This window comes from Micromonospora sp. NPDC049060, assembly GCF_040649055.1.
GTDB lineage: Bacteria > Actinomycetota > Actinomycetes > Mycobacteriales > Micromonosporaceae > Micromonospora > Micromonospora reichwaldensis.
The window spans coordinates 38111-64356 of the sequence record NZ_JBEZEV010000033.1 but is presented as its reverse complement, the minus strand read 5'-3'; the positions used below and the strand labels follow the sequence as shown (position 1 = coordinate 64356).

The following is a 26246-nucleotide window of genomic DNA, read 5'->3' as shown; positions in this document are numbered from 1 at the left end:
GTCAACGAGTACGCCACCAACAAGGTCCTCGCGGCGCGCGGCATCAGCCGGGAGTCCGTCGAGTTCGTCAACGCCTCGCCCGCCGAGATGCCGGCGCCTTCTTTGCCCACCCCACCCCACCCCAGCCCAGCCCCGCTCACCCCAGCCCACCCTCACCCCCGCTCACCCCGCCTCGCCACCCCCTACCCGCGCCGATCATGGAGTTGTGGTGCCGGGTAGGCGCCCATTCAGGCGTTTTGCACCCCACCGCACCTGCATGATCGGCCGCCGCCGCCGCCAACGCCGCCGCCAACGCCGCCGCCAACGCCGCCGTCACCGTCGTCCACACCGGCGTCCCCGACTGGGCGTCCGGTCGTCGGTAGTGGCGGCGAGTGCCGGGCGGGCTCCGGAGGCTCCGGCGGGTGATGGGCCACGCGGAAGGCCACCCCGGGGGCGGAAGGCCACCTGGGGCGCTCAGGCCGCGCGGACCGCTGCCCGCCAGCGCGTAGGCCGGGGCGGGAAGGCCACCGATTTCGCCCGGGCGGCGTGCACCGCTGCCGTCAGCACGTCGACCGGGAACCGCCCGGCGCACAGCGGTCGGCGGAGCCACGGCCAGTCTGGGGTGCACGTCCGGTTCGTTGCGGCATCGGTGTTGGGGCCGATCAGGTCGTTTGTCCGTTTCATCGCATGTTGTGGTGGCCGGCGCCACGGACGCGGTGGGCATGGGTCGGGGGGCCGGGTCGTTGTAACCACCGTGAGCGCGTAACCCCGGGCCCCAGACTTCCGAGCCCTCGGGATTGGCCGGGTCGTCGGTCGGAATGCCGGCCGGGCCCGCGTCGTTACATCCCCCGGACGCGCCTCACCCCTCGTCGAGGGCGTACCTGGTTCGACCTTTCCCTCAGCCCGCGACGCCACCCGTCCCCCGGTGGTGTGTGTCGCGTACCCCCGATCGAAAGGTGCTGCCATCATGCGTACCGACATTCTGCGTAAGACCGCCCTGACCGCTGCCGGGCTCGCCTTCACCGGCGGCGCCATCGCCGGCCCCGTCACCACCGCCCTCGCCGCCCCCACCACGCCTGTGTCCGCCACGGTCGCCCAGGACCGCAAGGGTGGCGAGCGCGAGCTGGGCGTGCGCTACGAGGCACAGCCCAACTTCTACTACTGCGGCCCCGCCGCCGCCCGCAACGCCCTGAGCGTGCAGGGCAAGAACATCGACGTCGACGGCATGGCCCAGCGCATGGGCACCACCGAAGCCGGCACCAACTCCATCAACGACATCACCCCCGTGCTGAACAAGGAGACCGGCAAGGACGCCTACCAGTCGGTGGAGATCCCCGGCGCCAAGGCCGACGACAAGCAGACCGACAAGCTACGCGGCGACATCGTCACCGCCATCGACGAAGGCCACGCCGTGGTCGCCAACATCGCCGGCACCGCCACCGACACCGACGGCACCACCCACTCCTTCGAAGGCGGGCACTACATCAGCGTCGTCGGCTACCGCGACAACGGCAACACCGTCACCATCGCCGACTCCGCGGACCCGAACCAGGCCTCCTACCGGATGAGCGTCGACAACCTCGCCGACTGGATCGCCACCCGCGGCTACACCGCCTGACACACACCCGCGACACGCACCACTCAGCGACACGCAACGACGAGGGCCGGCTCCCACAAGGGGCCGGCCCTTTCGTCCCGGGGCTGGCCCACGCCGACCCGGCGCCGCCCAGCGTCCCGCGCCGCCCAGCGCCAACGCCGACCACGCCGCGCAGCGCCGTCCAGCGCGCCCACGCCGACCGTGCCGGTCCGCGCCGCTGAGCGCCGGATCGTGCAGCGCCGCCCAGCGCCGGATCGTGCAGCGTCGCTCAGCGCTGGGTCGTGCAGCGCCGCCCAGCGTCCGTGCCGGGTCAGCCCACCGGGACCGGAGGCCCGTCGCCGACGAGGCGGAACGAGGATTCGCCGACCGGTTCCACGAGACCGTCCCGCACCAGTCCGGCGAGCGCCCGGGACCGCTGGACGTCGTCGGCCCACACCTGGTCGAGCAGCTGGTGCGGCACCGGCCGGGTCGCCTCCCGCAGTACGCCGAGCAGCAGCCCGCGTACCTGGCGGTCGGTGCCGGCGTACCGCTGGGGGCGGCGGGTCGGACCCGCGGGCGCCTCGCGGCCGGACGCGCGCCAGGCGCAGACCGATTCGACGGGGCAGGCGCCGCAGCGGGGCGACCTGGCGACGCAGACCACCGCGCCCAGTTCCATGAAGGCCGCGCTGGCCAGGGCGGCGGCGGCCGGTTCGACGGGGAGCAGTTCCTCGGTGGCGACCAGGTCGGCCGGGCGGGTCGCCGGGCCGGAGTCCGGTTCGCCGGCGATCGCCCGGCAGACCACCCGCCGCACGTTGGTGTCGACCACCGGGTGCCGCTGACCGTACGCGAACGCGGCCACCGCCCGGGCCGTGTACGTGCCGACGCCCGGCAGCGCCAGCAACTGGTCCAGCCGGTCGGGGACCTGCCCGCCGTGCCTCTCGACGATCGCCAGCGCGCAGTCGCGCAGCCGCACCGCCCGACGGGGATAGCCGAGCCGCCCCCACATCCGGATCGCCTCGGCGGGGCTGTCCGCCGCCAGCGCGGCCGGCTCGGGCCAGCGCGCCAGCCAGGCCTCCCAGGCGGGGAGCACGCGTACGACAGGCGTCTGCTGGAGCATGACCTCGCTGACCAGGATGGCCCACGGGCTCACGTCGGGTCCGCGCCATGGCAGGTCGCGGGCGTTCTCCTCGTACCACCGGCTGACCAGGGTGGCGAAAGTGGGCTCAGACATCGCGTCGCCGATGATGTCACGCGGCCCGTCGCCGGGGCGGCGCGGGCGACGGTGCCACGACGGGCGCCACTATCGTCCCGTTGGCTGGGCGGTCCGGGCGGGGCGCTGCGGCGCCGGCGGACGGATCGGGCAGAATGCCCGGATGAACGAGCTCGCGATCACCGTCATCGGCCGGGACCGGCCAGGCATCGTGGCCGACGTCGCCGAGCTGCTCGCCCGGCTCGGCGCGAACCTCACCGACAGCACCATGACCCGGCTGCGGGGGCACTTCGCGATGACCCTGATCTGCGTCGGCCCGGCCGCCGCCGACGTCGAGGCCGCGCTGGCGCCGCTCTCCGCCGACGGCCAACTGCTGGCCACCGTACGCGCGGTCACCCCCGACGGCGAGACGGCTCCCGCCGGCGAGCCGTACGTGATGGCGGTGCACGGCGCGGACCGGATGGGCATCGTGGCGGCCATGACCCGGGTGCTCGCCGACGCCGGCGGCAACGTCACCGACCTGAGCACCCGCCTCACCGGCTCGCTCTACGTGGTGGTCGCCGAGGTGGAGTTGCCGCCCGGCACGGCCGACGGGCTGGCCGGGCGGCTGGCGGCGACGGCCGAGGAGTTGGGCGTCGGGGTGACCCTCCGGCCGGCCGATCCGGACCTGCTGTGACCGGCGCCGGGCGCGGACCTGAGGTCGAGGCGTACGTCGGCCTCGGCGACTGGACCCCGGAGTCCCTGGCCGTGCCGGGGGAGGTGCGGCCGGTGGTGTCCGCGCCGGAGCAGGTGCTCAGCCGCTCCGGCGGCGAGGTGGATCCGACGGCGGCGGAGACGGTACGGCTGGCCGCCGACCTGATCGCCACCATGCGGGTGTCCCCGGGTTGCGTGGGGCTGGCCGCCCCGCAGGTCGGCGTGGGTGCGCAGGTCTTCGCGGTGGACGTGACGGGCCACCCGAAGGCGCTGACCGTGCACGGCACCTTCGTGCTGTGCAACGCCCGGGTCGTCGAGGCGAGCCGGTGGAAGGTGGCGCGCGAGGGGTGCATGTCGGTGCCCGACCTGACCGGGGACGTCAAGCGGGCGAGCCGGCTGGTGGTGGAGGGCGTCCTGCCCGGCACCGGCCGGCCCGTACGGCTGGTGACGGACGGGTTCGAGGCGCGGGCCCTCCAGCACGAGATCGACCACTGCGCCGGCCTGCTCTTCCTGGACCGGGTCGCGGGTGCGCACGCCATCTACCAGCGCAAGGTGTACCTCTGAGTGCCGGCGGCGCGGCGACCCAGCGTCGTGGGCGGGACACGGTCGGCAGTCGGAGTCGTCGCATGTGGAGGGTCGGTGCGGTGAGCGGAGGGCGGCTCGGCGCGTCGTGCGGGGCTGGCGTGCCCCGCGCCGCTACGGTGGGGGCATCATGCGTCTGACGGTCGGCCCCCTGCCCCCCGCCGTGTACTGGCGGCGTCGCGCCGTCGTATTCGGAGCGGGGCTTCTCTTCCTGATTGTCCTGCTCTATTCGTGCACCGGATCGGACCGGAACGCGAAGAAGGGCGGTGACGCGCAGCCCACTCCGGGCGCGACGTCCTCCGGCGCCTCGCCGGAACCCACCGGTTCGGTGCTCGCCCCGCAGACCGGGGGGCCCTCGCCGGGTGCGGCGGACGGCCCTGACGCCGACGACCCGTCGGGCGAGCCGGTCACCACCGACTCGCCGCCGGTGGCGCCCGTCGTGCCGGCCGCCGGCGACGGCGCCTGCACGGACGCCGAGATCACGGTGACCCCGGTGGCCCAGCCCGCCTCGGTGGTCCGGGGGGCCGTGGTGGACCTCCAGCTCAAGATCAAGAACCGGTCCGAGCGGACGTGCAGCCGCGATGTCGGCGCCTCCGTGCAGGAGCTGTTCATCAAGTCGGGGGCCGAGAAGATCTGGTCGTCCGACACGTGCGGCACCGCCCAGGGTTCCGACGTGCAGTCCTTCACCCCGGGCTTCGAGCGCTCCTACCAGGTGGGCTGGAACGGCCGCGACACCACCAAGTGCGCCAACGGGGTGGCGGCGGGCCCCAACCCGCCGGCCGGCACCTACCAGGTCTACGCCCGGGTCGGCACCAAGCTCAGCGAGCCGGTCAAGCTCACCGTCACCGGCTGACCAGCCGTGGGCCGGGCGGCCAGCCGGGCTGCCGGACAGACCGGGCCGCCGCGCGGTCGGTCGGCCAGGCCCGCCCGGCGGATGGCGGTGGCGGGTGCGGCCCCGGAAGCTGTGACGGTGGGGGGACCGGCCGGCGACCGGCGTACGGGCCGGGTCAGACGTAGCGTTCGAGGATCGACGCCTCGGCGAGCCGGGACAGCCCCTCGCGGACGCCCCGGGCGCGTGCGTCGCCGACCCCCTCGACGGCCTGGAGATCCTCGACCGTGGCACCCAGCAGCCGCTGGAGACTGCCGAAGTGCACGACGAGGCGGTCGACCACGGTGACCGGCAGCCGGGGCACCTTCGCCAGCAGGCGGAACCCGCGCGGGCTGACCGCCGCGTCGAGGGCGTCGGACGCGGCCGGGTAGCCGATGGCCTTGGCGACCGCGACCAGGTCGATCAGCTCGGTCGCGCCGAGCAGATCCAGCTCCACCAGGGCCTCGTCGAGGGTGCGGGACTTCCGGCCGGCCGGCAGGTAGTCCCGGATCACCAGGGTGCGGTCGGCGTCGACGCCGGCCATCAGCTCGTCGAGCTGGAGGGCGAGCAGGCGACCGTCGGTGCCCAACTCCACCACGTAGCCGGCGATCTCGTCGGCGATCCGGCGGACCATCTCCAGCCGCTGCACCACCGCGACCGCGTCCCGTACGGTGACCAGGTCCTCGATCTCCAGGGCGGAGAGGGTGCCGGAGACCTCGTCGAGCCGGAGCTTGTAGCGCTCCAGCGTGGCGAGCGCCTGGTTGGCGCGGGACAGGATCGCCGCCGAGTCGTCCAGCACGTGCCGCTGGCCGTTGACGTAGAGGCTGATGATCCGCATGGACTGGCTGACCGAGATCACCGGGTAGCCCGTCTGCCGGGCGACCCGCTCCGCCGTGCGGTGCCGGGTGCCGGACTCCTCGGTCGGGATGGTGGGGTCGGGCATCAGGTGCACGGCGGCCCGCACGATGCGGGTGCCGTCGCTGGAGAGCACGACCGCGCCGTCCATCTTGCACAGCTCCCGCACCCGGGTGGCGGAGAACTCGACGTCGAGCGGGAACCCGCCCGTGCAGAGACCCTCGACCACCTTGTCGTAGCCGAGGACGATCAACGCGCCCGTCCGGCCGCGCAGGATGCGCTCGAGGCCGTCGCGCAGCGCGGTGCCCGGGGCCATCAGGGCCAGGTTCGCCCGCAACGGGTCGCCGGCGCCCCCGGCGCCGCCGGTCACGGTCACGCTGATCGCGCGGGCGGGGGAGCCCACGGCGCCGGTGCGGGCGTGGGGTGTCGCGCCAGCAGGCTTGGCGGTGTCGCGGTCGATCGGCACGGGCACAGTCTACGGACTGCCCTGCGGTGGGTGCTGTCGTGGTTACTGTGATGTGTCACGATGCCCCACCTCGCCCGGACCGTGGGCCGGCGTCCGGGCTGTCCGGTATCGGACCGGACGTTCCGCCGACCATCCCCCCGGCGGTCACTCGGCGGAAGCCCGGGCGACGGCCTGGAGCGCCGAGCGTACGTCGGTCACCTCGATCACCCGCATGTGCTCCGGCGTGACGCCGGTGCTCTCGGGGCCGCAGCCGGTCGGCACCAGCGCGAGCCGGAAGCCGAGCCGGGCCGCCTCGGCCAGCCGGCGCGGCACGGCGCCGACACGGCGCACCTCGCCCGTCAGGCCGACCTCGCCGATCGCCACCAGGTGCGGTGCGATGGCCAGGTTGAGCCCGCCCGAGGCGACGGCGAGGGCCACGGCGAGGTCGGCCGCCGGCTCCACCACCCGGATGCCGCCGACGGTGGCCGCGAAGACCTCCCGGTCGTGCAGGGTCAGGCGTTCGGTGCGCCGCTGGAGCACGGCCAGCACCATCGCGAGCCGGGCCGAGTCGAGCCCCGAGACCGTCCGCCGGGGCGAACCAGCCACGGTCGCGCCGATCAGCGCCTGCACCTCGGTGACGAGTGCCCGGCGCCCCTCCATCGCCACCGTGACGCAGGTGCCGGGCACCGGCTCCGAATAGCGGGTCAGGAAGAGCCCGGACGGGTCGGCCAGGCTGCTGATGCCGCCCTCGTGCATCTCGAAGCAACCCACCTCGTCGGCGGCGCCGAACCGGTTCTTCACGCCGCGCACCATGCGCAACGAGGAGTGCTTGTCGCCCTCGAAGTGCAGCACCACGTCGACCAGGTGCTCCAGCACCCGGGGCCCGGCCACCTGGCCGTCCTTGGTGACGTGGCCGACCAGCACGGTGGCGATGCCCCGCTCCTTGGCCACCGAGACCAGGGCGGCGGTGACCGCCCGCACCTGGGTCACCCCGCCCGACACGCCCTCGGCGTTGTTGGTGGAGATGGTCTGCACCGAGTCGAGCACCAGCAGGCCCGGCTTGACCGCGTCGAGGTGACCGAGCACCGCGGCGAGGTCGCTCTCGGCCGCGAGGTAGAGCTGGTCGTGCAGGGCACCCATCCGCTCCGCGCGCAGCCGGACCTGGCTGACCGACTCCTCGCCGCTGACCACCAGGGAGGGGCTGCCGGCGCCGGCGGCCCACTGCTGGGCCACGTCGAGCAGCAGGGTGGACTTGCCGACCCCCGGCTCGCCGGCGAGCAGCACCACCGCGCCGGGGACCAGGCCGCCGCCGAGGACCCGGTCGAGCTCGCTGACGCCGGTGGGCCGGGCCCGGGCCGGTGCGGCGCTGATGGTGGCGATCGGCCGGGCCGGCTCGGCCGGCATCCGGGAGCTGACCACCTTGCCGGAGACCGTCGGGCCGGTGACCGTGCACTCGACCACCGAGCCCCACTCGCCGCACTCCGGGCAGCGCCCGACCCACTTCGGCGGCTGGTGCCCGCAGGCGTCGCACTCGTAGGCCGGCCGGGGCTCGCGGGCGGCGGCCCGGCCGCGCCCGCCGGCGCGGGGGGAGCTCGATCGGGAGGTGGTCACACCGGGACGTTAGTCCTCAGGTACGACGAAGACACCGCCGGCGTGGCGGTCACCACGCCGACGGTGTCGTCGGAAACAGCGGGGCGCAGGGTCAGTGACCGCCGCCCTCGTTCTCCTCGTAGCCGCCCAGGCGCTCGACGATCTTCGACGGGGGCGCGGCCGGGGTGAGCGGCACGGCGACCGGGGCCGGGCCGGTGACCGTGGCACCGTTGCCGAAATCGAAGGTCAGGGTGACGTTCTGGCCGGAGCGCAGCGCCTCGTTCAGGCCGATGAGCTGGAAGACCCGGTTCGACTGGGTGTTGAGCTGCACGTAGCTCAGCGGCGCGATCTCGATCCGGGCCGGCTCGCCGGCCGGCGCGGCCGGGCTCTCCGGGGCGCCGGGGCTGACCGACTCCGACGGGCTCTGGGAGGCGCCGGGGCTGGCCGATCCCGACGGGCTCTCGGAGGCGCCCGGGCTGGCCGACTCCGCAGGCGAGGGCGACCCGGACGGGGCGGGCGACTCCGACTCGCTCGGGGACGCCGACGGGCTGGCCGAGGCGCCGGTGCCGGTGATCACCACCTCGCGCGCGCTGTCAGTGGTCACGGTCACGGTCACCGGGTTCGGCGAGTCGTTGTAGATCACGGCGCTCAGGACGGCGTTGGCACCCGCCTTGTAGCCCTCGGTGCCGGGGAACTCGACCAGCAGGCCGCGGACCGCGTAGGCGCCGTTTCCGGCCGACAGGTTGACGCCCTGGACCGACGGCGCCTTGTTGGCGGTCTCGGAGACCTGGCCGGCGCCGCAGCCGGACAGCAGCAGCCCGGTCGCCGCGGCCATCCCGGACAGCAGCAGGGCCGCCCGCCGGGAACCCCTGATCGAGCGCGTCACGTCGGTCCTCCTCGTCACGATCCCACCCGGTGCTCACGCCGGGCGTGGTGGCCATGCCCGCGCAGACCGCGCTCCAGGGTAGTTGGGCCTGATCTACCCCCGCACGCCGACCCGGAGATGGCACCCGGGGGGACGCGCGTCACACCAGTCGGCCGCTCGTGACCAGCAGGACGACGTCGATGAGGGCGACCAGCATCACGGCCCGGAAGGCGGCCACCTGCCGGCCGCCGGCCCGGGTGGCGGCGCGTCCCGCGTACCAGCTCAGCGGCGGCACCACGACGGCGGCCGCGACCGCGGCGAGGCCGACCCCCGACGGCGGCCCGGGCGGCCCGAGGACCAGCGTGGCGGTCGCCGCGAGCAGCAGCAGCGCGGCGGCGGCCCGGCTGCCGGCCGGACCGAGCCGGTGGGGCAGCCCACGCACCCCCGTCAGGGCGTCGTCGGCCAGGTCGGGCAGGACGTTGGCGAAGTGCGCCCCGGCGCCCAGGCAGGCCGCGGCGGCGACCAGCCAGACCGGCGGCACCACCGCCCCGGGCAGCGCCAGCACGACGAAGGCGGGCAGCGAACCGAAGGAGACCGCGTAGGGCAGCACCGAGACCGCTGTCGACTTCAGCGGCCAGTCGTAGAGCAGCGCGGAGACCAGCCCGAGGGTGGCGCAGAGCGCGGCGGCCGGGCCGGTGGCCAGCGCCAGCGCCGGGGTGGCGAGCGCGGCCACCGCCGCGGCCACGGCCGTCGCGCGCCGGCCGACCGCGCCGGCGGCGACCGGCTTGTCGGTACGCCCCACCGTGGCGTCCCGATCGGCGTCGAGCGCGTCGTTGGCCCAGCCGACGGCGAGCTGGCTGGCCGCCACGGTGAGCACCACGGCGAGGATCCCGCCCGGCCGGTGCCCGACGCCCCACGCGAGCAGCCCGGCCACCGTGGTGACCGCGGCGGCCGGCTCCGGGTGACTCGCCCTGACCAGCCCTAGCACCGTTGGCGACATGAGGAAAGTCTGGTCGTTACCGGGCAGTCGTGCCACGCTCGGTCCATGCCAGACGCAGGCCGCACCCTGCCACGCAACGATCCGCGCCAGTACGACGACCTGGCCGGCGAGTGGTGGCGGCCGGACGGCGCGTTCGCGATGCTGCACTGGCTGGCCGAGGCCCGCGCGGCCCTCGTGCCGACGGCGTCCCGCCCCGGCGCCCTCCTGGTCGACCTCGGCTGCGGCGCCGGGCTGCTCGCCCCGCACCTGGCCGGCAAGGGCTACCGGCACGTGGGCGTCGACCTCACCCGGTCGGCCCTGGCGCAGGCCGCCGCGCACGGGGTGACCGTCGTAAACGGCGACGTGACCGCCGTACCGCTGGTCGACGGCTGCGCCGACGTGGTCGCCGCGGGCGAGTTGCTGGAGCACGTGCCGGACTGGCGGCGCGCGGTGGCCGAGGCGTGCCGGCTGCTGCGGCCCGGCGGCCTGCTCGTCCTGGACACGCTGAACGACACGGCGCTGAGCCGCCTGCTGGCCGTGCGGATCGCCGAGCGCCTGCCCACGGTGCCGAAGGGCATCCACGATCCACGGTTGTTCGTGGACGCCCGGGCGCTGGTGGCGGAGTGCGCCCGGCACGGGGTCGACCTGCGCCTGCGGGGCATCCGCCCGGGGATGCCCGGCCTGCTCGGCTGGCTGGTCCGCCGGATGCGCGCCGCCGGCCGCCCGTACGCGGTCCCGGCCGACCGTCCGCACGCGACGGTCGCCGGCCCGCCGCCGCGGATCGTGCCGACCTGGTCGACGGCCGTGCTCTACCAGGGGCGTGGTACCCGGAGCGGATAGCGGTGCCCGTCCCTGGGTAGGGAGAGGGCCGAGAAGGGGGCTGTATGACGCAGCACGCGTTGGAGGCGGCTCGCCGCCTGGCACCGAGGCTGGCCGCCCGGGCGGCCGAGCACGACCGGGACGGCTCGTTCCCGGTCGAGGACTTCCGTGACCTGCGCGAGGCCGGGCTCTTCGGCCTGATGGTTCCCACCGCCCTCGGCGGGATGGGCGCCACCTTCGCCGAGTACGCCGCGGTCGCCACCGAGTTGGCCCGGGGCAACGGCGCGACGGCCCTGGTCTTCAACATGCACGCCTCGGTCACCGGTGCGCTCGGCGCGGTGACCGAGGAACTGGCCGAGGCGCTCGGGGTTCCGGACGAGGCGCTGGCCGCCCGGGACCGGCTGCTCACCGCCGCCGCCCAGGGCGCCTGGTACGCCGTGGCGATGAGCGAGCGCGGCGCCGGTGCCCGGCTCTCCCAGCTCAGCACCGTCTACGAGCCGGCCGACGGCGGTTGGCACCTCAAGGGCAGCAAGACGTTCTGTTCCGGGGCCGGGCACGCGGACGGCTATCTGGTGGCCGCCCGCAGCGCCGCCGACCAGTCGGTGGTCTCCCAGTTCCTGGTGCCGGCCGGCGACGGGCTGACCGTCGAGCCCACGTGGGACTCGCTCGGCATGCGGGCGACCTCCTCGCACGACCTGCACCTGGACGTGACCGTGCCGGCCGACCGGCTGCTCGGCGGCGTGGAGGGGCTGGCCCTGGTGGTCGCCCAGCTCATGCCGCACTGGCTGGTGGCCAGCTACGCCGCCGTCTACGTCGGGGTCGCCCGGGCGGCCGTCGACGCGGCGGCCGAGCACCTGAACGCCCGCAACCTCGCCGGACTGCCGGCGGTCCGGTCCCGCCTGGGCCGGGCCGACGCGGCGGTGGCGGCGGCCCAGCTGGTGGTCGCGGAGGCGGCCCGCCGGGTGGACGAGGCACCGGGGGACGCGGAGACCAACCGCTGGGTCTGGCGGGCGAAGCTGCTCGCCGGCACCACCGCCGCCGACGTGGCGGCGTCCGTGCTGGAGGCGGCCGGCACGTCCGCGACCCGGCGGGGACATCCGTTGGAGCGGCTCTACCGGGACGCCCGCTGCGGCTCGCTGCACCCGGCGACCTCGGACGTCTGCGCGGACTGGCTGGGCGTCGCCGCGCTGGGCGGCGACCCGGACCGCGACGGAACGGTGCCTCGTTGGTGAGCGTGGGGAGTCCGCCGCCTCGGCGGACGCGCGGGCGCGCGGCCCGTCCAGGGGCGGGTTCGACCGCCCGGTGCGCAAGGCCGGACGAGAGGTGGGCATGGTGGCCGTACCGGTGATCGCGGGGCTGGGGACGGCACACCCGCCGTCGGCCGCGCAGGACGACCTGTGGGAGGGCTTCTTCTCGAAGCACTTCTCCGGCAGCACGCGGGCGCTGGCGCAGCGGATCTTCGCGCACTCGGGGGTCACCCGCAGGCAGGCCGCCGTGAACCCGTTGCTCGAGGACGTCTCCGACTGGCCCACGGAGCGGCGGATGCGCCGCTACCTGGTCGAGGCGCTGCCGCTGGGCAAGGAGGCGGTGGGCCGGGCGTTGACGGCCGCCGGCCTCTCCGCGGGCGACGTCGGGCTCTTCGTCGTCTGTTCGTGCACCGGGTACGCCACCCCGGGGCTGGACATCCTGCTCGCCCGGGACCTGGGCATGGCCCCGGACACGCAGCGCCTGTTCGTCGGGCACATGGGCTGCTACGCCGCGCTGCCGGGCCTGGGCGCGGCGAGCGACTTCGTCACCGCCCGGGGCCGGCCCGCGCTGCTGCTCTGCGCGGAGCTGACCAGCCTGCACATCCAGCCCTCCAGCGCCCGGGTGGACACCCAGCAGATCGTCTCCCACGCGCTCTTCTCGGACGCCGCGGTCGCCGCCGTGGTCGTTCCCGGCGGCCGGGGGTACGCGCTGCGCGAGGTCACCTCTGTCACGGACACCTCGACGGCCGACCACATGACCTGGGACGTCACGGACACGGGTTTCCGGATGGGGCTGTCGCCGAAGGTGCCGCAGGTGCTCTCCACGCACGTCCGGGGCCTGGTCGAGGGGCTGCTGGCCCGGCACGGCACGACGCTGTCCGAGGTGGACGGCTGGGCGGTGCACCCAGGCGGCCCGCGGATCCTGAACGTGGTCGAGCGGGAGCTGGCCCTGCCGCCGGAGGGCCTCGCGGCGTCCCGGGCGACCCTGGACGAGCACGGCAACTGTTCGTCGCCGACGGTGCTGCTGATCCTGGACCGGCTGCGTCGGGCCGCGTCGCCGCCGCGGCGGGTGGTGATGCTGGCGTTCGGCCCCGGCCTGACCCTCTTCGCCGCGTTGCTGGAACGGACAGGAGTGAGCGTTTCGCCAGGCGCGGTTACCCTCTGCTGATGGACGCCGATGCGGCAGACCGGCCGGAGACCGGGCCGGACGCGGGTGGGCACACGGCTGGCACCGGAGCCGACGATCGGCTGCGTGGCGCCGTACTGGCCGTGGCGGGGCTGGCCGCGCTGATCGGCGGCGGCTTCTGGTGGCAGGCCGAGGCGCCCCGCACCGGCCCCGTGCCGGACCTGTCGAACCTCGCACCGGCGGACCGGGTCCGGTTCGCCGCCCCGCCGGACGCCCACGTCCGGTTCGTGGTTCCCGCTGAGGGATCCGGGCGGCCCGCCAGCTTCTGGCTCGTCGACCCGCGCAGCGGCGCGACGGTGCGGGCGGACCCGCGTGGCGGCGCGGCGGTGCGGACGGAGACGCGTGAGGGCGCGACGGTGCGGGTGGACCCGCGCGGCGGCGCGACGGTCCGGGCGGACGCCGAGGACCCGGAGCGGCGCCGCGCCGGGGACGACCCGCTCCAGGCGGGCGACGGGCGTCGGGGCAGACTGGCCAGCTTCCCCGACACGGTCTGGACCGCCCGGGCCGTGCTCAGTCCGGCGGAGGGTCTCGTCAAGAGGGCCTCCGCCGAGGGCGGGGCGCGTCACCTGCTCCAGTACCGCTGTGTCGGCCCGGGAGAGCTGCTGATCGTGGTCGAGGGGGCCTGGGCGGCCGACCCGATCACCAGCGCCTGCGACGGCTCGGTCACGTCGACGGAGGTCACCGGCAGAGGCGGGCCGTTCCAGGTCTCGCTGTCGAGCGCCAACGCGGAGCCGCTGCGGGTCGAGGCGCAGCTGGTCGCCCTGCCCTGACCCCCTCCCGGCGGGGCGGCTCAGGCGGCGAGGCGGGTCAGGTCGGCGCGGTAGTCCTCGGCGGAGTGGATCTCGGGGACCACCTTGACGAGGACGCCGGTCCGGTCCACCAGCAGCGCGGTGACGGCGCCGGGGCGGGCCGGCAGGTGCAGGAACGAGCGCAGCCCGCCGGCCGGGTCGGCGAGCGGTCGCACCGTGGCCCCGGCGGGCGGTGGCGTGGCGCGTACGGGCCGGGTGCCGGCGACGGTGACCACCGTGACGCCTGCGGGTGCCAGGGCGGCGGCGGTGGCCACGTGAGCCGGGCAGGGGCAGCCGTCCACGAGGATGATCATCGCTGGCACGAGTCCGCGCAGGGGTACCGGTGACTGGCCGGTGTCGACCAGGTCCAGCGCGGGCAGCGGTCGACCGGCCGCCCCGGCCGGCGGCGCGTACGGGGTGGGGGCGGGCTCCGGGGTGGACCGGCCGGGCCGGGGCCAGGTGACCGCCGCGAGGCCGGCGAGGGTGGTCAGCACCGCCACCAGCAGCACCAGCAGGGCGAGGGCGAACGGGGACCGGGTCTGCGGAGGCGGGACGGCGCGCCGGAGCGTGCCACCCAGCTCGCGGCGGAGCTGTTCGGCCTCGGCGGCCAGCGCGGAGGCGTCGTCCGGCACGACCACCCGACCCCACTCCGGTGGCAGGTCGGGCAGTCCGGGGCCGTCTGCGTCGGGCTTGCCCATCGGACCCCCAGGACGTCTCGGCGAGCGGACAGCGGCTCGGTCTCCAGCGTCCCGCACGGGGCGGGCTGCCGCTACACCTGGGCGCGTACCCGGCCGGCGGGCTACCATGGGAGGAGCGCATAGCCCTTGATCTCGACGTTCGCGTCACTCGTACCGGGACGTCATCCGAGCGTTACGGAGCGTGGTCAAACCACTGGTTTGGCGGTCTGTCAAGCTGAAGAAAGACCTCTCACAGGGCCCCTGAGCTGCGCCAACGGTCAGGACAGCGGTGAGACATCGGTGCCTGAGCGTGTTACCCTAGACACAGCGAAAGGGGTTTCGAACCTATGGTTTTCAGTGTCGGCGAGACCGTTGTTTACCCCCACCACGGGGCCGCACTCATCGAGGCAATCGAGACTCGGGTGATCAAGGGCGAGCCTAAGCAATACCTCGTCCTGAGGGTCGCACAGGGTGACCTGACGGTCCGGGTGCCCGCCGAGAACGCCGAGATCGTGGGTGTGCGCGAGGTGGTCGGCGAAGAGGGCCTCGGCAAGGTCTTCGACGTGCTCCGTGCACCGCACACCGAGGAGCCGACCAACTGGTCGCGGCGTTACAAGGCGAATCTGGAGAAGCTGGCCTCCGGTAACCCGCTGAAGGTCGCCGAGGTCGTGCGCGACCTGTGGCGCCGGGAGCGGGAGCGGGGTCTCTCCGCGGGTGAGAAGCGCATGCTGGCGAAGGCCCGCGACATTCTCGTCGGCGAGGTCGCGCTGGCTGAGAAGAGCACCAAGGACGAGGCGGAGACGCTGCTCGACAAGGTCCTCACCGAGGCCTAGTCCCCACAGCATCGTCGTACCCGATTCGTAGCGAACAAACCACCGAGGACCGCGACGTGACCGCGCAGCTCAATCCGCGCGGTGACGTCGCGGTCCTCGTGCCTGCGGCCGGTGCCGGCGTACGGCTCGGCCCCGGTCGCCCCAAGGCGTTGCGCCTGCTCGGCGGGGAGCCCCTGCTGGTGCACGCCGTCCGTCGACTCGCCGCCGCGCCGTCGGTGCACACCATCGTCGTGGCTGCCCCGGCCGCCGAGGTCGAGGCGGTGCGCGACCTGCTCGCCCCGGTCGCCCCGGTGACCGTGGTGCCCGGCGGCGCCGAGCGGCAGGCGTCGGTGGCCGCCGCCCTCGCGGCGGTGCCCGCCGGTCCGCAGATCGTCCTCGTGCACGACGCCGCTCGGGCGCTGACCCCGCCCGACCTGGTGGAGTCCGTCGCGGCGGCAGTCCGCGCCGGTCACGACGCGGTGATCCCGGTGCTGCCCGTGGTCGACACGATCAAGGAGGTCGGTGCCGACGAGGTCGTCCTCGGCACCGTCGACCGTTCCGCCCTGCGGGCGGTGCAGACCCCGCAGGGCTTCCGCCGGGCGGTGCTGACGGCCGCGCACGCCGCCGCCGGTGACCCGCTCACCGACGACGCGGGCCTGGTCGAGAAGCAGGGCGTCCCGGTGTCCTGCGTCCCCGGCTCGGAGTACGCGCTGAAGGTCACCCGCCCGTTCGACCTGGCGTTGGCCGAGCACCTGCTCGCCACCGGGGCCTGACGCGTACCCTCTTCGCATGATCGTTCCCCGGGTGGCCATCGGCACCGACGTGCACGCCTTCGAGGCGGGCCGGCCGTGCTGGGTGGCCGGCCTGCACTGGCCCGACCAGGACGGCCTGGCCGGGCACTCGGACGCCGACGTGGCCGCGCACGCCGCCTGCAACGCGCTGCTCTCGGCGGCGGGCCTCGGGGACCTGGGTGCCAACTTCGGCGTGGGCCAGCCCGAGTGGGCCGGCGCGTCGGGCGTCGCCCTGCTCACCGAGAGCGCCCGCCGGGTGCGGGCCGCCGGCTTCGCGATCGGCAACGTCTCCGTGCAGGTGATCGGCAACCGGCCCAAGATCGGCCCGCGCCGCGAGGAGGCCCAGCGGGTGCTCTCCGAGGCGGTCGGCGCGCCGGTGACCGTCTCCGCGGCGACCACCGACGGCCTCGGCTTCCCCGGGCGCGGCGAGGGCCTCACCGGCATCGCGGTGGCCCTGGTCTACGAGGCTCCGGCCGCCTAGGCTCGCCGCGATGTCCAGCGACGCCACCTCCGACCGCTCCGCCTTCGACGGCTACGTCCAGCGCGCCAAGCTCCTCGCCGAACTCGGCCGCTACGACGAGGCCGCGGGCGAGCTGGCGTACGCCGTCGCGCTGGACCCGGCCAGCGCCGGGGCGCTGACCATGCTGTCCCGGGTGCACCTCGCGGCCGGCCGGCCGTCGGAGGCGCTCACCGCCGCCGACGCCGCGGTCGCCGCCGCTCCGGACGCCGTGCCGGCGCTTGTCGCCCGCGCCCTCGCCCTCGGTGACCTGGAGCAGTACGCCGAGGCGGCCCGCACCGCCGACCGGATCCTGGCGCTGGGACCCGACGACGCGTACGCCCAGCGCAGCGCCGCGGCGATCCTGGCCGGCTCCCGCAACGGGCAGCCGGCGCTGAACGCGGCCTGGCGCGGGGTCGAGCTGACCCCCGAGGAGCCCGAGGCGCACCTGGTCCTGGGGTTGGTCGCCGCCAACATGCAGCTGTACGACCTGGCCGAGCGGGCCTACCGCGAGGCGCTGCGACTGGACCCGCAGCTCGCCGAGGCCCGCCACGACATCGGGGTGCTGCGGCTGGAGCAGCGGCGCTGGAGCGAGGCGCTGGAACACCTGGCCGAGGCCGCCGCGATGAGCCCCGGCCGGGTCGACTCCGGCCGGACCATCTCGGTCGGCCTGCGCCAGCTCGTGGTCTACGGCGCGGGCTGGACGATGATCACCGCCGTGCTGATCGCCTGCATGGCGCCGGGCAGCGCCGGGCTGTCCCGGGTCGCGGCGGCGTTCGCGGCGCTCGGCGGGGCCCTGGTCGTCTGGCGTTTCGCCGCCCGGCTGCCCGGCCTGGCCCGCACCATCCTGCCGAGCCTGCTGCGCTCCGACCGCGTCCTGGCGCTGGCCGTCTACGCGGCGGCGACCGCCCCGACGCTGATCCTGCTCTACGCCCTGGTCGGCACCCCGTGGCCGCTGGTGCTCGCCATCCTCGCCGCGACCGCCGCCGAACTCGCCGTCCTCTCCCGCACCACGGCGTGAACCGGCACCGTCGGGACCGATCGGCCCGTCGGCTGGCCGGGGGGATCCGCCCTCAGCCGAGGGCGAGGGCGTAGAAGACGCTGGCGTCCAGCCCGTCGAGCAGCAGCAGGTGGTTGAGGTCGTCGTCGAAGAATCCGCCGATCGGGGCGGTGGAGAGCCCGAGGGCCGTCGCGGCGAGCAGCAGGTTCTGGGCGAGGTGGCCGGTCTCCATGGCGGCGAACCGGTAGCCGCGCAGCCCGTACCGGGACCTGGCCCGGCGCAGGTCCGCGACCACGAACAGCCAGAGCGGCACCGTCTCGACGTCGAGCCGGTTCGGATCGGCCGGGACGTCGGCACCGGTGGGGGTGAACTGCGGCGCGACCCGGGACAGCCGGTCGGTGCCCGGATCGGGTGCCACCCGCTGGAGGGCGTGCCGCTGCGGCAGGTACTCGTAGAGTGCCGCCCGCACCGAGGCGACCCGCCGGGGGAGCACGAGCAGCCGGGCGGTAGCCAGGGCGCCCGCGGTCGGGTACGCCAGCCGTCGCTGGTCGCCGCCCGGTGGCGAGGTGTCACCCGCCGCGTAGCGCAGCAGCCGGCCCAGGTCCGCCACGTCCGTCTCCCCGCCGCCGAAGTCGTACCGGGTGCGGCGGTCGAGCAACACCGCCGCGAGCGTGGTGTCGGCGAGCGCGCCGGGCGTCGGCTCGGGCAGGGTCACGGCGTCGGACGGGCGGGGACGATCCGGTGCGGCCCCGACGGTACGGGGACGCTGGCTCGGCCACCGCGTACGGACGAACTTCGACCCCTCGTGGTAGGCCCGGTCCGGGGCGTCGACCCCGTCGGCGTGGAAGTCCGGCGCAGCGGCCGGCGCTCCGTACGCCAGCGACGCCAACCGGGCGAGGTGGCACTCTGCCGGGATGCTCAGCCCGAGGCGGTTGTGCAGCATGTGCAGCTGCGACGAGAGGACGCCCGGTACCGTCCCGCGCAGTCGGCCCTGCCCGTCGAGCGCGCGTAGCCGCTCGACGTAGGCGGCGACCTCGTCGGCCCAGTAGTTCACCGACGTGCTCGCACCCCTGCCCCGCGCGACGATGTCGGCGATGAGCCGCTGCCGGGCCGGGTAGACGGACGGGTCGGCGTGGAAGTCGCGTTCGGCCGCGACCAGTGCCGGGCCGAGGTCCTGACCGCGTGACTCGGGCACGAGCGCCCACCCGTTGGCGTAGCCGCGCAGGAACCGGACCGCCTCGTGCCCGTCGAGACCGCTGGCGGTGAGGAACGCGAACAGCAGGTCCACGGTGGTCGACCGACGCCGGGCGGGCGGGGCGTCGAGCAGCGCGACGGCGACCCGGCTGGACGCGGCGAAGAGTTCCTCGGCCGCGCCGATCGCGTCCGGGCCGCCGTACCGGTCGACCTCCGGCCGGTACGGCTGTTCGAGCACCGTGCCGTGCGGGTGCCAGCCCAGCTCCGGCCCACCGCCGGCCCCGTGCCCCACGTCGGCCCGGTCGGAGGTGTGCACGCCGAACTGGGCGTACCAGTCCGCCGGACGCAGCTCCCGGGCCGGTGGCGGCAGCGCGGCCACCGCCTCGACCAGCCCGGCGCGCATCCGCCGCACCGTCTCCGGCGTCGCGTCGGCCACCCGCCAGCGCAGGTGCGGGCCGCCCTCCCAGTACCGGACGAAGAACCAGGAGGAGATCTCGCCCCGGGCGAGCAGGTCCGTCGTGGCCGGCACGATGTGCTCCCGCAGCACCGCCTCGGTGCTGTCGGAACCGGCGTGCAGGTGTACGTGCAGGGCGGACCAGCGACCCATGCGGAGGCTCTCCTTCAGGGGAACGGGTGGGGCAGGATCGGGCGACCGGGGGCGGCGAGCCGGGCCTGCCGCAGGCGGGGCAGGTCGACCCGCCGGTTGAGGTGCCCGAAGGTCATCGGCACGGCCCCGGGGGCGAGGACCTTGACGACGGCCAGGCCGAGGCGTCGTTCGGCCGGCCCGGTCTGGTCCACCACCAGCGGCGGCGCCCCGGCGGCGGCCATCGCGTCGACGACCCTGCGCAGCACCTCGGTCAGGTCGGGGTGCAGCCACCGCTCGCGCCAGCCGGCGAAGTGCTCGTCGAGCGGTCGCGCCGGGCCGGCGGTGGCCTCCCGCAGCGCGAAGTCGAAGCGGGGCAGGGCCTCCGGCAGCAGGTGCAGGGCCGCGTGGTCCCCGAGTTCGTCCACCAGGTCGGCGTCGGCGAGCATGGCGAGCAGCCGGTCGCGGGGCGGGCGGGCCACCTTCGCCGCGACCGCCACGTTGACCCCGACCTCCAGGATCGCCGCCGCGGCGGCCCGGCGGGGATCGGGATGCGCCCCGGCGGCGGAGAAGGTCGCGCCCCGGCCGGCCCGGTCGGTGACGGCGAGGGCCCAGACGGCCGGGATCCCGACGTCGCTGGTGACGTCGAGCAGGTGCAGGCGGTAGCCCCGCGCCGCGATCCGGTCGACGATGCGCCGGGTCAGCGGATCGGCGTCGGGCGGCAGCGCCAGGGCCGTTGGCGTACGGCCCGCGTACCAGGTGAGCAGGAAGGCGTCCCGCTCGATCGTCTCCAGGCAGGCGTGCAGGACCGCCTCCTCCAGGCAGCCACCCACGGCGCAGCCGCTGGACGACTCGCGGAGGAACCGGGCGGCTCCGGCCCGTGCCACCCCGTAGTAGGCCGCGTGCTCCGGCACGAGGACCGGCCGAGCGGCGACCAGGTCGTACGCCCACACCCACGACGTGACCGCGTCCGGGGTGTAGGGGTCGAGCCGGTACGCCCGACGGCGGACGGCCTCGGGCTCCGGCAGGCCCAGCCGGGCGGGGTCGACGGCGTCGGCGGCCAGCTCCCGGTAGCTTCCCAACGTCGTCGTCCGGCGGCCCTGCGGGCAGCGCCCCGCCTCCCGTTCGACCGCCTCCAGCAGCGCCAGGGTTTGGGCGGTCGGATGGTCCGCCGCCCGGCCGTACCCACCGACCCGACCGGACCGGCCGGGGACGGGCATCTCCGCCGCCGCGAGCGCGAGCGGTCCCCGGCGCTCGGTGTGGACGTGCGTGACCGGCCCGTACCGGTGGTCGACGAGTTCGGCGCGGAGCCCGGCCAGGTCGGGCAGCCCGGGACGGACCCGGAGCCGGTCGGGTGCGGGCTGCCGGCGGGGGTGCAGGCTGATCGTGGCGGCGGTGGCCGAGTCGGGTGGCAGGGCCCCGCAGGCCGGACAGTCCGGCACCGCGCGGATCAGGTGCCGGCCGACCGCGCCGTCGCGGACCGACAGCACGCTGGCGAGGCGGGGGTCGGCGTCGTCGGCGAGCCGGTCGGCGACCAACTGGCCGATCAGCCCCAGCCAGTACGGCGGCAGCGGCAGCGGCCGACCGTCGGCGAGCAGCGCGGCGGTGCTGCCAGCACCGAGGACGGCCTGGTGCCGGGTGTCGGCGCACCGCAGGCAGCCGCCGGCGCCGGGGCTGCTCAGCGGGCCGATCTCGATCGCCGTCCCGCGCGCCCGCACCGGCAGGTACGCCCTGCCGGCCGCGTGGGCGGCCCGCTGTCCGGCCAGGTGCCGGGCCGCCGGCCAGTCCGCCCCGACACCCACCACCACCGGCCGACCCGTCCGTCGTCGTACGGCCGAGGCGCCGACGGCGATCGCCCGGACCAGGCGGTCGTCGTCTCCGATCACCCGCACCGGGCCGTCGTCCGCCGCGCCCGAACCGAGGGATGCGGTGCCAGGGTCGACCGGTGGGCGGCCCGGCACCGTTCCCGCCGTCGCCCCGGTGCCCGGCGGCGGGCCATCGGGGAGCGCCCCGGCGCCCGGCGCAGGGGCACCGGTGAGCGCCCCGGTCCGCGCTGCGAACGGCCGGGACTGCCTGCCGGTCGGCTCGCCGACGCGCTGGACGACCCCGCCGCGCAGCGACAGGGCCGTGCCGTCGGCGAGCCCGGCCAGCGCGCGTACGACCTCGTGCGCCACCAGGAACGGCAGCGACCGGTGGCCGGTCGCCGGCGTGACCGGACCGGCGTCCGTGCCTGCGGCGGCGGTGGCGTCGGTGGCCCGGCCGGTGGCGGCCGTGGCTGCTGTGGCCCGGCCGGTGGCGGCTGACAGGTCTGCGGCGGCGGGGTGACCGGCCGGGGCCAGCGGGCCGATCAGCGCGCCGTCCGGCCGGATCGTCACCGGTAACACGGCGGGTCGGGAGGAGCCGGGCTGCCGGGACGCGGCCCGGCGGCACGGCTCCCGCCGGTCGCCGGGGTCCTCCGGGTGCACGCACACGACGAGGTCCGCGTCGTCCCCGGTGGACAGCCCGCAGGCGGTCAGCACCGCCCGTACGGCCGGCGGAAGGTCGCCCTCGCCGGCGACCCCGACCCTGCACCGCGACACCGCGTCGAGCGCCCCGGCCGGATCCTGCGCGAGCCCCGCCAGGCAGGCCGCCAACGGGTGGGCGTCGCGCGCCACGCGGACGTCGACCAGGACGTCGTGCTCGGCGAGGAGGTCGAGCAGCCAGCCCACCGCCCGGGCAGTGGGCTCGGGCAGCCCCGGGGTGGCGGTCGCCGGGTCGAGGCCCCGGCGCAGGAGCGGCTCCAGCCGTCGCCACAGCTCGCCGGCGACCGGCGGGCAGGTCACCACCGAACCGGACCACCAGCCGCCCACGAGCAGCCCGCCCTCGACCGCCCGGACCAGGGTGCCCGGTCGCAGGGTCACCGCGCCCGCGTCCACGCGGATCATCCGGTGCGGGCGGCGAAGGCGTCCTGCCAGGACAGACCGTGGATCTCCTGGGTCGCCTCGACGAGCAGGTGGGCGCCGAGGTACCGCTCCATCGGCGCGACGTCGCAGAGCGTCAGCAGTTGGTAGAGCATGTTCGTGCAGAACCGGTAGACCTGGAACTCCCGGCTCGCGGCGATCCGTTGGAAGCCCGACGCCTCCAGCGCCTGGTGGTAGGCGCTCGCCCCGCGACGGCTCAGGTCCCACCGGATCGCCGTGGCGTCGTCGAACGAGGTGGTCAGACGCCGGAACTCGGCGGAGAAGGCGCCATTGAGCGCGCCCGCGTCGTACGCCCGCTCGGCGATCCGCCACGCGGCCGCGCTCCAGGCCCGCCACGCCGCCGCCACCGGCTCGGTGGTGTCCGGCGTGGACGCCTGTCGGACCAGGTCGTGGTACCTCCCGCCGGCCCGCTCGGCGAAGGCCGCGAAGCGCGGGCGCAGCAGGTCGCCCCGCTCGCCGAAGAGGAAGTCCTCCAGGTGGGACAGGAAGGTGTGGTAGCCGGACAACAGCCGTCCGGGCCAGGTGTCCGCGTGCGCGGCCATGGCGGTGACCACCACGCCCACCCGGGCGGCCTGGGCGTCTCCGACGAGGGCGAGCTGATCGAGCGACACCCGCACGGGAGCCAGCCCGGCGGCGAGGACGTCGGCACGGCACTCGACCGCGCCCGGCGTGCCGAGCAGCGCGACCAGGGCACTCTGGTCGCCGTCGGTCACCAGCACCGTGTTGTCGGGCCGGATCGGGTCGTACGGGGGCAGCACGAGTTCGGCCCGGCCGGCCGCCTCGGAACGCCGCAGCAGCAGTTCCTCGTCGAGGCCGGCACGCGAAGGCGCCACCGCCAGGTGCGCACGCAACGTCTCGGCGGCCTCGGCGGCCGCCGAGGCCCGGTGCGCCTCGGGCCCACGCAGCCGAAGGCGTACGTGCGGGCCGTGCAGCCAGTGCCGTTCCAGGTGGACGGAGAGCCCGGCGTCGCGCAGCCGCTCGGCGACGGGCAGGACGGCGTCGCGCAGCAGCGGTGCCTTGGCCTCCTCGTGGTAGTGGCACACGACGTCGGTGGTCGGGGACGGTCCGGTCGTGCTCGGCTCGGTCATCGCTCGGCTCCACTCGGCTCGATGGTGCGGTCGGGCGGCCGGCGCCGCTCACGTTCATGTCGGTCGACGACTTCCGGGGCCACGCGGGCGGTCACGGTCGGGCCGCCGGCAGGTAGGTCTCGACGACCAGTTCGGTGACCCGGTGCGGCCGGTCGTGGCCGGCGGGGCGGGGCAGGGCCTCCTCGACGACCAGCCGGCCGGTGATCCGCGCGAGCCAGCGGGGCACGCAGCGCAGGTGCAGCGGGCTGGCCAGGTCGACGAACTGCGGCTTGGGTCGGGCGACGGCCTCCCGGAGCCCGGCGATCGCCGGGGAAGGCGGCGGTGCGGACGCAAGCTCCGACGGCTGCCGGGCCTGGCCGCCGGAGTGCCGGGCGGCGTGGCCCGGTGCGGGCGGCTGCCCGGCGTGCCGGCCGCCCTGGTTGAGGAAGACCTGGTCGGGCAGGTCCCAGCCCGCCCGCAGCGCCGCGGCGGCGGCCACTGACGGCGAGCCGAGCCCGCGTAGGTGCCGCTCGGCGCCCTCGTCGAAGCGCCAGCTCCGGCGGGCGAGGACGACGCGGCCGCAGCGGAGCCGGTCGGAGACCACGGCCTGCCCGCCCGGCCCGGACACCGTGCGGGTCGCGGCCAGGTGGCGGAGCCCGACCTCGCTGGTGCCCAGGTCGCCGAGCAGCGCGGCCACCCGGGCCGGCAGCGCGGGCGGCGCGAGGAAGCCGAGGTACAACACGTCGAGCAGCTCGCCGGTGGCCGGGTCGAGCAGCCGGATCTGGTCGTCTACCAGGTCGTGCACCAGCTCGATCGAGGTGAGGTCGAGCCCGCCCAGTCGCCGGTCGTCGCCGATGTCCTCGCCCACCAGCAGCGGGTGCAGGTTCGCGTTGAAGCCGTGCACCGGCCGGAACTGGGCCACCCGGCCGGGCAGCACCCGGCGGAGCTGGGCGGCGACCGCGTCGCGCATGCCGGTGTCGCCGAAGAGGTCCAGGAAGCGGCTGGTGAACCGGCCCCAGCCGCCGTAGATGTGGTTGAGGTGCAGCGATCCGTCCGGGCCGTGCTGGCCGAAGAAGGCGTACGACACCGGTCGGGACCGCAGCCAGCGGGGCAGCGCGGCGGCCGCCTCGGCGACGACTTCGGCGGCGACGACGGTCTGTACGCCGTCGCTCGCCCCGTCGGCGCGTACGGCGCGGACCACCTGCTGGCGCAGCGCGGCCAGCTCGGCCAGCTCGGGCACCCGGTCGACGGAGCCGCCCGTCAGGGTCCCGTCCGGGGCCACCGTCGGCAGGTCACCGAAACCGGCACCCACCTCGGCGAAGAACTCGCCGAGGTCGGCACAGCGGCCACCGGGACCGTAGCGTTCGACGAACCGGTGTCGCAGGAGCCGGCGCGACACCTGGTCCCTGTCGAACAGCAGGGCGAGGCCGGTCAGCGCGGCGAGGTCGGCGGTGTCCGCGGGCGGCCGGGTGAGGCGCACCGGTCCGGGCAGCACGACGTCCTCGGTGACGGGCGCGTGGGGCGGCGCGGTGGCGCCGAGCTGCCCCAGGGCCTGCTGCCAGCCGGCCCCGATCCGTCGTACGAACGCGCCGCGTCGCGCCGCGTCGACCTCGGCCAGTGACCGGATGTCCTGGTCGAGTTGGCGTACCTGGTCGGCGAGGGCGGGCGCGCCGGTGTCGCCGAGCCAGTCGGCGACCGCCGCCAGCGCCGCCGGGTCGTGCTCGGTGGTCGGGGGCACCGGGATCAGCAGGCGTTCGTCGCAGAGCTGGGTGACGAGACGCCGCGCTAGACCTTCGGCCTCGGCGGCGTCAGCGGCGGGGCGGCCGGCGCCTCGGCCGAGGGCCGCCACGAGTTCCGCCGGCGGGTGTCCGCCCGGTGCGGCGCGGAGCACCCGGACGATCGCGGCCAGCGCGGGCCGCAGCGGCATCCGGACGCGCTCCTCCCGGATCACCGGCATGCCGTCGGCGCCGGTCGTCGGGTGCTCCCGGTAGAAGACCACGTGCCCGTCGTGCACGCGGGTGCCCGGCGCCAGCCGGTGCGGGATGCGCGGCAGTTGGCCCGGGCGGCTGCTCCCGGCCAGGAAGAGGCTGGCGACGAGGCTGGCGGGAGGACGGGTCACCGCCACCGGTTCGCCCGCTGCCGTCAGGTCCAGGCCCGCCGCGAGGTCTGCCCCGCCGGGCGGGGACGCCGCTGCGGCGGGGACTGCTTCCGCGTCCGGCCAGGAGGCCCAGCCGACGACGGTGTACCAGGACAGCGGGCTGGTCCGGGTGGTGGCCCGCAAGGCGTACCGGAGCACGGTCGGTTCGGACTTGCGGCCGCGGGCGTCCGGGTCGCCGCCGCGCGCCGCCGCCCGCAGTACCGCCGCCAACAGCTCGGGGCTGGTCAACGCGGCGGCCCGACCGAACGCCTCGCTGCCGCACAGGGCGGCGAGCGCGGCGCGCTCCTCGGCCAGCGTGGCGTCGGATCCGGCGTCGAGGGCGGCGGTGAGCCGGTCGACCTCGGCCCGGGCCCGCAGCCAGCGCCCCAGCGCCGGCAGCCGGCCGGGCAGGTCGCCGAGCCGGGTCCGGAGGTCGTCGGCCGGGGAGCGGCCGTTGTGGACGTCGCGGCGCAGTGGCAGCAGGACCGAGCGGCGGTACGCCGGCGGCACCTGACCGCCGAGCCGGTACAGCTCCTCGGTGAGTCCGGGGCCGAGGGTGCGGCACTCGACCAGCCGGTCGACGAGCTGGTCCTGGAGGCGACGCAGGTGCCGTCCGGCCGGTCCGGCCGCCGGCTGGTCCACCGCCGTCCGGCGGATCAGCACGTACGGAGCGACCTGCACGGCCGACGCGGCGCGGTGATCCGCTGCCGGAGCCGGCGGCGGGGCAGGGGACTGGCGGGTGGTTGTCACGCGTTCCTCCGTACGCGGTCGTCGACCGCGACCACGGTCGAGCCGGTGGGGCCGGCGAGCCGCCGCTGTCGGCGTCCCGGCCCCACCGGTCGGTCAC

At 75.9% G+C, this 26246-nt stretch carries 22 protein-coding genes; 12 read left to right on the top strand and 10 right to left on the bottom strand.

The window, feature by feature from the left end; all coding sequences use genetic code 11:
- The first annotated feature begins 946 nt into the window (after positions 1 to 946).
- Positions 947 to 1597: a C39 family peptidase gene (locus AB0B83_RS14850; RefSeq protein ID WP_357578647.1), complete on the top strand. Its 651-nt coding sequence runs from the start codon at positions 947 to 949 to the stop codon at positions 1595 to 1597.
- A 289-nt stretch (positions 1598 to 1886) separates the two neighbouring features.
- Here AB0B83_RS14850 and AB0B83_RS14845 read toward each other — a convergent pair whose 3' ends face one another.
- On the bottom strand, positions 1887 to 2786 hold the full coding sequence (locus AB0B83_RS14845; protein ID WP_357578646.1) for an A/G-specific adenine glycosylase: 900 nt from the start codon (positions 2784 to 2786) through the stop codon (positions 1887 to 1889).
- Between the two features lie 142 nt (positions 2787 to 2928).
- Between AB0B83_RS14845 and AB0B83_RS14840 the strand changes: the two genes are divergently transcribed.
- From AB0B83_RS14840 to AB0B83_RS14830, 3 genes are all read left to right on the top strand, one after another.
- On the top strand, positions 2929 to 3441 hold the full coding sequence (locus AB0B83_RS14840; protein WP_357578645.1) for an ACT domain-containing protein: 513 nt from the start codon (positions 2929 to 2931) through the stop codon (positions 3439 to 3441).
- Complete coding sequence (locus AB0B83_RS14835) at positions 3438 to 4022, top strand: peptide deformylase (RefSeq protein WP_357578644.1); 585 nt, start codon at positions 3438 to 3440, stop codon at positions 4020 to 4022. The genes AB0B83_RS14840 and AB0B83_RS14835 overlap by 4 nt, the downstream gene beginning before the upstream one ends.
- A gap of 148 nt (positions 4023 to 4170) precedes the next feature.
- On the top strand, positions 4171 to 4893 hold the full coding sequence (locus AB0B83_RS14830; RefSeq protein WP_357578643.1) for a hypothetical protein: 723 nt from the start codon (positions 4171 to 4173) through the stop codon (positions 4891 to 4893).
- 154 nt (positions 4894 to 5047) lie between these two features.
- Here the strand turns inward: AB0B83_RS14830 and disA are convergent, their stop codons facing one another.
- The 4 genes from disA to AB0B83_RS14810 form a co-directional block, all read right to left on the bottom strand.
- Positions 5048 to 6229: a DNA integrity scanning diadenylate cyclase DisA gene (disA, locus tag AB0B83_RS14825; RefSeq protein ID WP_357578642.1), complete on the bottom strand. Its 1182-nt coding sequence runs from the start codon at positions 6227 to 6229 to the stop codon at positions 5048 to 5050.
- A gap of 144 nt (positions 6230 to 6373) precedes the next feature.
- Positions 6374 to 7819, bottom strand: coding sequence for a DNA repair protein RadA (gene radA, locus AB0B83_RS14820; protein WP_357578641.1), 1446 nt, complete (start codon positions 7817 to 7819; stop codon positions 6374 to 6376).
- 91 nt (positions 7820 to 7910) lie between these two features.
- A complete protein-coding gene (locus tag AB0B83_RS14815) occupies positions 7911 to 8684 on the bottom strand; it encodes a hypothetical protein (RefSeq protein ID WP_357578640.1) in 774 nt (257 codons plus the stop codon).
- 139 nt (positions 8685 to 8823) lie between these two features.
- Positions 8824 to 9663, bottom strand: a complete 840-nt coding sequence (locus tag AB0B83_RS14810; protein ID WP_357578639.1) for a UbiA family prenyltransferase — start codon at positions 9661 to 9663, stop codon at positions 8824 to 8826.
- Between the two features lie 45 nt (positions 9664 to 9708).
- Here AB0B83_RS14810 and AB0B83_RS14805 point away from each other — a divergent pair, with 45 nt between their 5' ends.
- The 4 genes from AB0B83_RS14805 to AB0B83_RS14790 all read left to right on the top strand — a co-directional run bounded on the left by AB0B83_RS14805 (position 9709) and on the right by AB0B83_RS14790 (position 13664).
- Complete coding sequence (locus tag AB0B83_RS14805; RefSeq protein ID WP_357578638.1) at positions 9709 to 10482, top strand: methyltransferase domain-containing protein; 774 nt, start codon at positions 9709 to 9711, stop codon at positions 10480 to 10482.
- 44 nt (positions 10483 to 10526) lie between these two features.
- Positions 10527 to 11693 carry an acyl-CoA dehydrogenase family protein gene (locus AB0B83_RS14800; protein ID WP_357578637.1) on the top strand — a complete coding sequence of 389 codons (1167 nt, stop codon included), beginning with the start codon at positions 10527 to 10529 and terminating at the stop codon, positions 11691 to 11693.
- A gap of 91 nt (positions 11694 to 11784) precedes the next feature.
- On the top strand, positions 11785 to 12876 hold the full coding sequence (locus tag AB0B83_RS14795) for a type III polyketide synthase (RefSeq protein WP_357578648.1): 1092 nt from the start codon (positions 11785 to 11787) through the stop codon (positions 12874 to 12876).
- On the top strand, positions 12876 to 13664 hold the full coding sequence (locus AB0B83_RS14790; RefSeq protein WP_357578636.1) for a hypothetical protein: 789 nt from the start codon (positions 12876 to 12878) through the stop codon (positions 13662 to 13664). The genes AB0B83_RS14795 and AB0B83_RS14790 overlap by 1 nt, the downstream gene beginning before the upstream one ends.
- A gap of 20 nt (positions 13665 to 13684) precedes the next feature.
- Here the strand turns inward: AB0B83_RS14790 and AB0B83_RS14785 are convergent, their stop codons facing one another.
- Entirely contained in the window at positions 13685 to 14380 is a 696-nt protein-coding gene (locus tag AB0B83_RS14785) for a hypothetical protein (protein ID WP_357578635.1), read from the bottom strand.
- A gap of 326 nt (positions 14381 to 14706) precedes the next feature.
- Here AB0B83_RS14785 and AB0B83_RS14780 point away from each other — a divergent pair, with 326 nt between their 5' ends.
- Genes AB0B83_RS14780 through AB0B83_RS14765 form a run of 4 tightly spaced genes read left to right on the top strand, consistent with a single transcriptional unit; the run spans position 14707 to position 17479 of the window.
- A complete protein-coding gene (locus AB0B83_RS14780) occupies positions 14707 to 15192 on the top strand; it encodes a CarD family transcriptional regulator (RefSeq protein ID WP_007073334.1) in 486 nt (161 codons plus the stop codon).
- A gap of 56 nt (positions 15193 to 15248) precedes the next feature.
- Positions 15249 to 15944, top strand: coding sequence for a 2-C-methyl-D-erythritol 4-phosphate cytidylyltransferase (ispD, locus tag AB0B83_RS14775; protein ID WP_101413027.1), 696 nt, complete (start codon positions 15249 to 15251; stop codon positions 15942 to 15944).
- A 16-nt stretch (positions 15945 to 15960) separates the two neighbouring features.
- Complete coding sequence (gene ispF / locus AB0B83_RS14770) at positions 15961 to 16443, top strand: 2-C-methyl-D-erythritol 2,4-cyclodiphosphate synthase (RefSeq protein WP_091101607.1); 483 nt, start codon at positions 15961 to 15963, stop codon at positions 16441 to 16443.
- A 10-nt stretch (positions 16444 to 16453) separates the two neighbouring features.
- The gene (locus AB0B83_RS14765) at positions 16454 to 17479 is read left to right on the top strand and encodes a tetratricopeptide repeat protein (protein ID WP_357578634.1); all 1026 of its coding nucleotides are present in this window, start codon (positions 16454 to 16456) and stop codon (positions 17477 to 17479) included.
- A gap of 52 nt (positions 17480 to 17531) precedes the next feature.
- Here the strand turns inward: AB0B83_RS14765 and AB0B83_RS14760 are convergent, their stop codons facing one another.
- The 4 genes from AB0B83_RS14760 to AB0B83_RS14745 form a co-directional block, all read right to left on the bottom strand.
- Entirely contained in the window at positions 17532 to 19259 is a 1728-nt protein-coding gene (locus AB0B83_RS14760) for a thiopeptide-type bacteriocin biosynthesis protein (RefSeq protein ID WP_357578633.1), read from the bottom strand.
- 14 nt (positions 19260 to 19273) lie between these two features.
- On the bottom strand, positions 19274 to 22159 hold the full coding sequence (locus AB0B83_RS14755) for a TOMM precursor leader peptide-binding protein (protein ID WP_357578632.1): 2886 nt from the start codon (positions 22157 to 22159) through the stop codon (positions 19274 to 19276).
- Positions 22156 to 23283, bottom strand: a complete 1128-nt coding sequence (locus AB0B83_RS14750; RefSeq protein WP_357578631.1) for a lantibiotic dehydratase C-terminal domain-containing protein — start codon at positions 23281 to 23283, stop codon at positions 22156 to 22158. The genes AB0B83_RS14755 and AB0B83_RS14750 overlap by 4 nt, the downstream gene beginning before the upstream one ends.
- 91 nt (positions 23284 to 23374) lie before the next feature.
- Positions 23375 to 26149, bottom strand: a complete 2775-nt coding sequence (locus AB0B83_RS14745; RefSeq protein ID WP_357578630.1) for a lantibiotic dehydratase — start codon at positions 26147 to 26149, stop codon at positions 23375 to 23377.
- Positions 26150 to 26246: the final 97 nt, after the last annotated feature.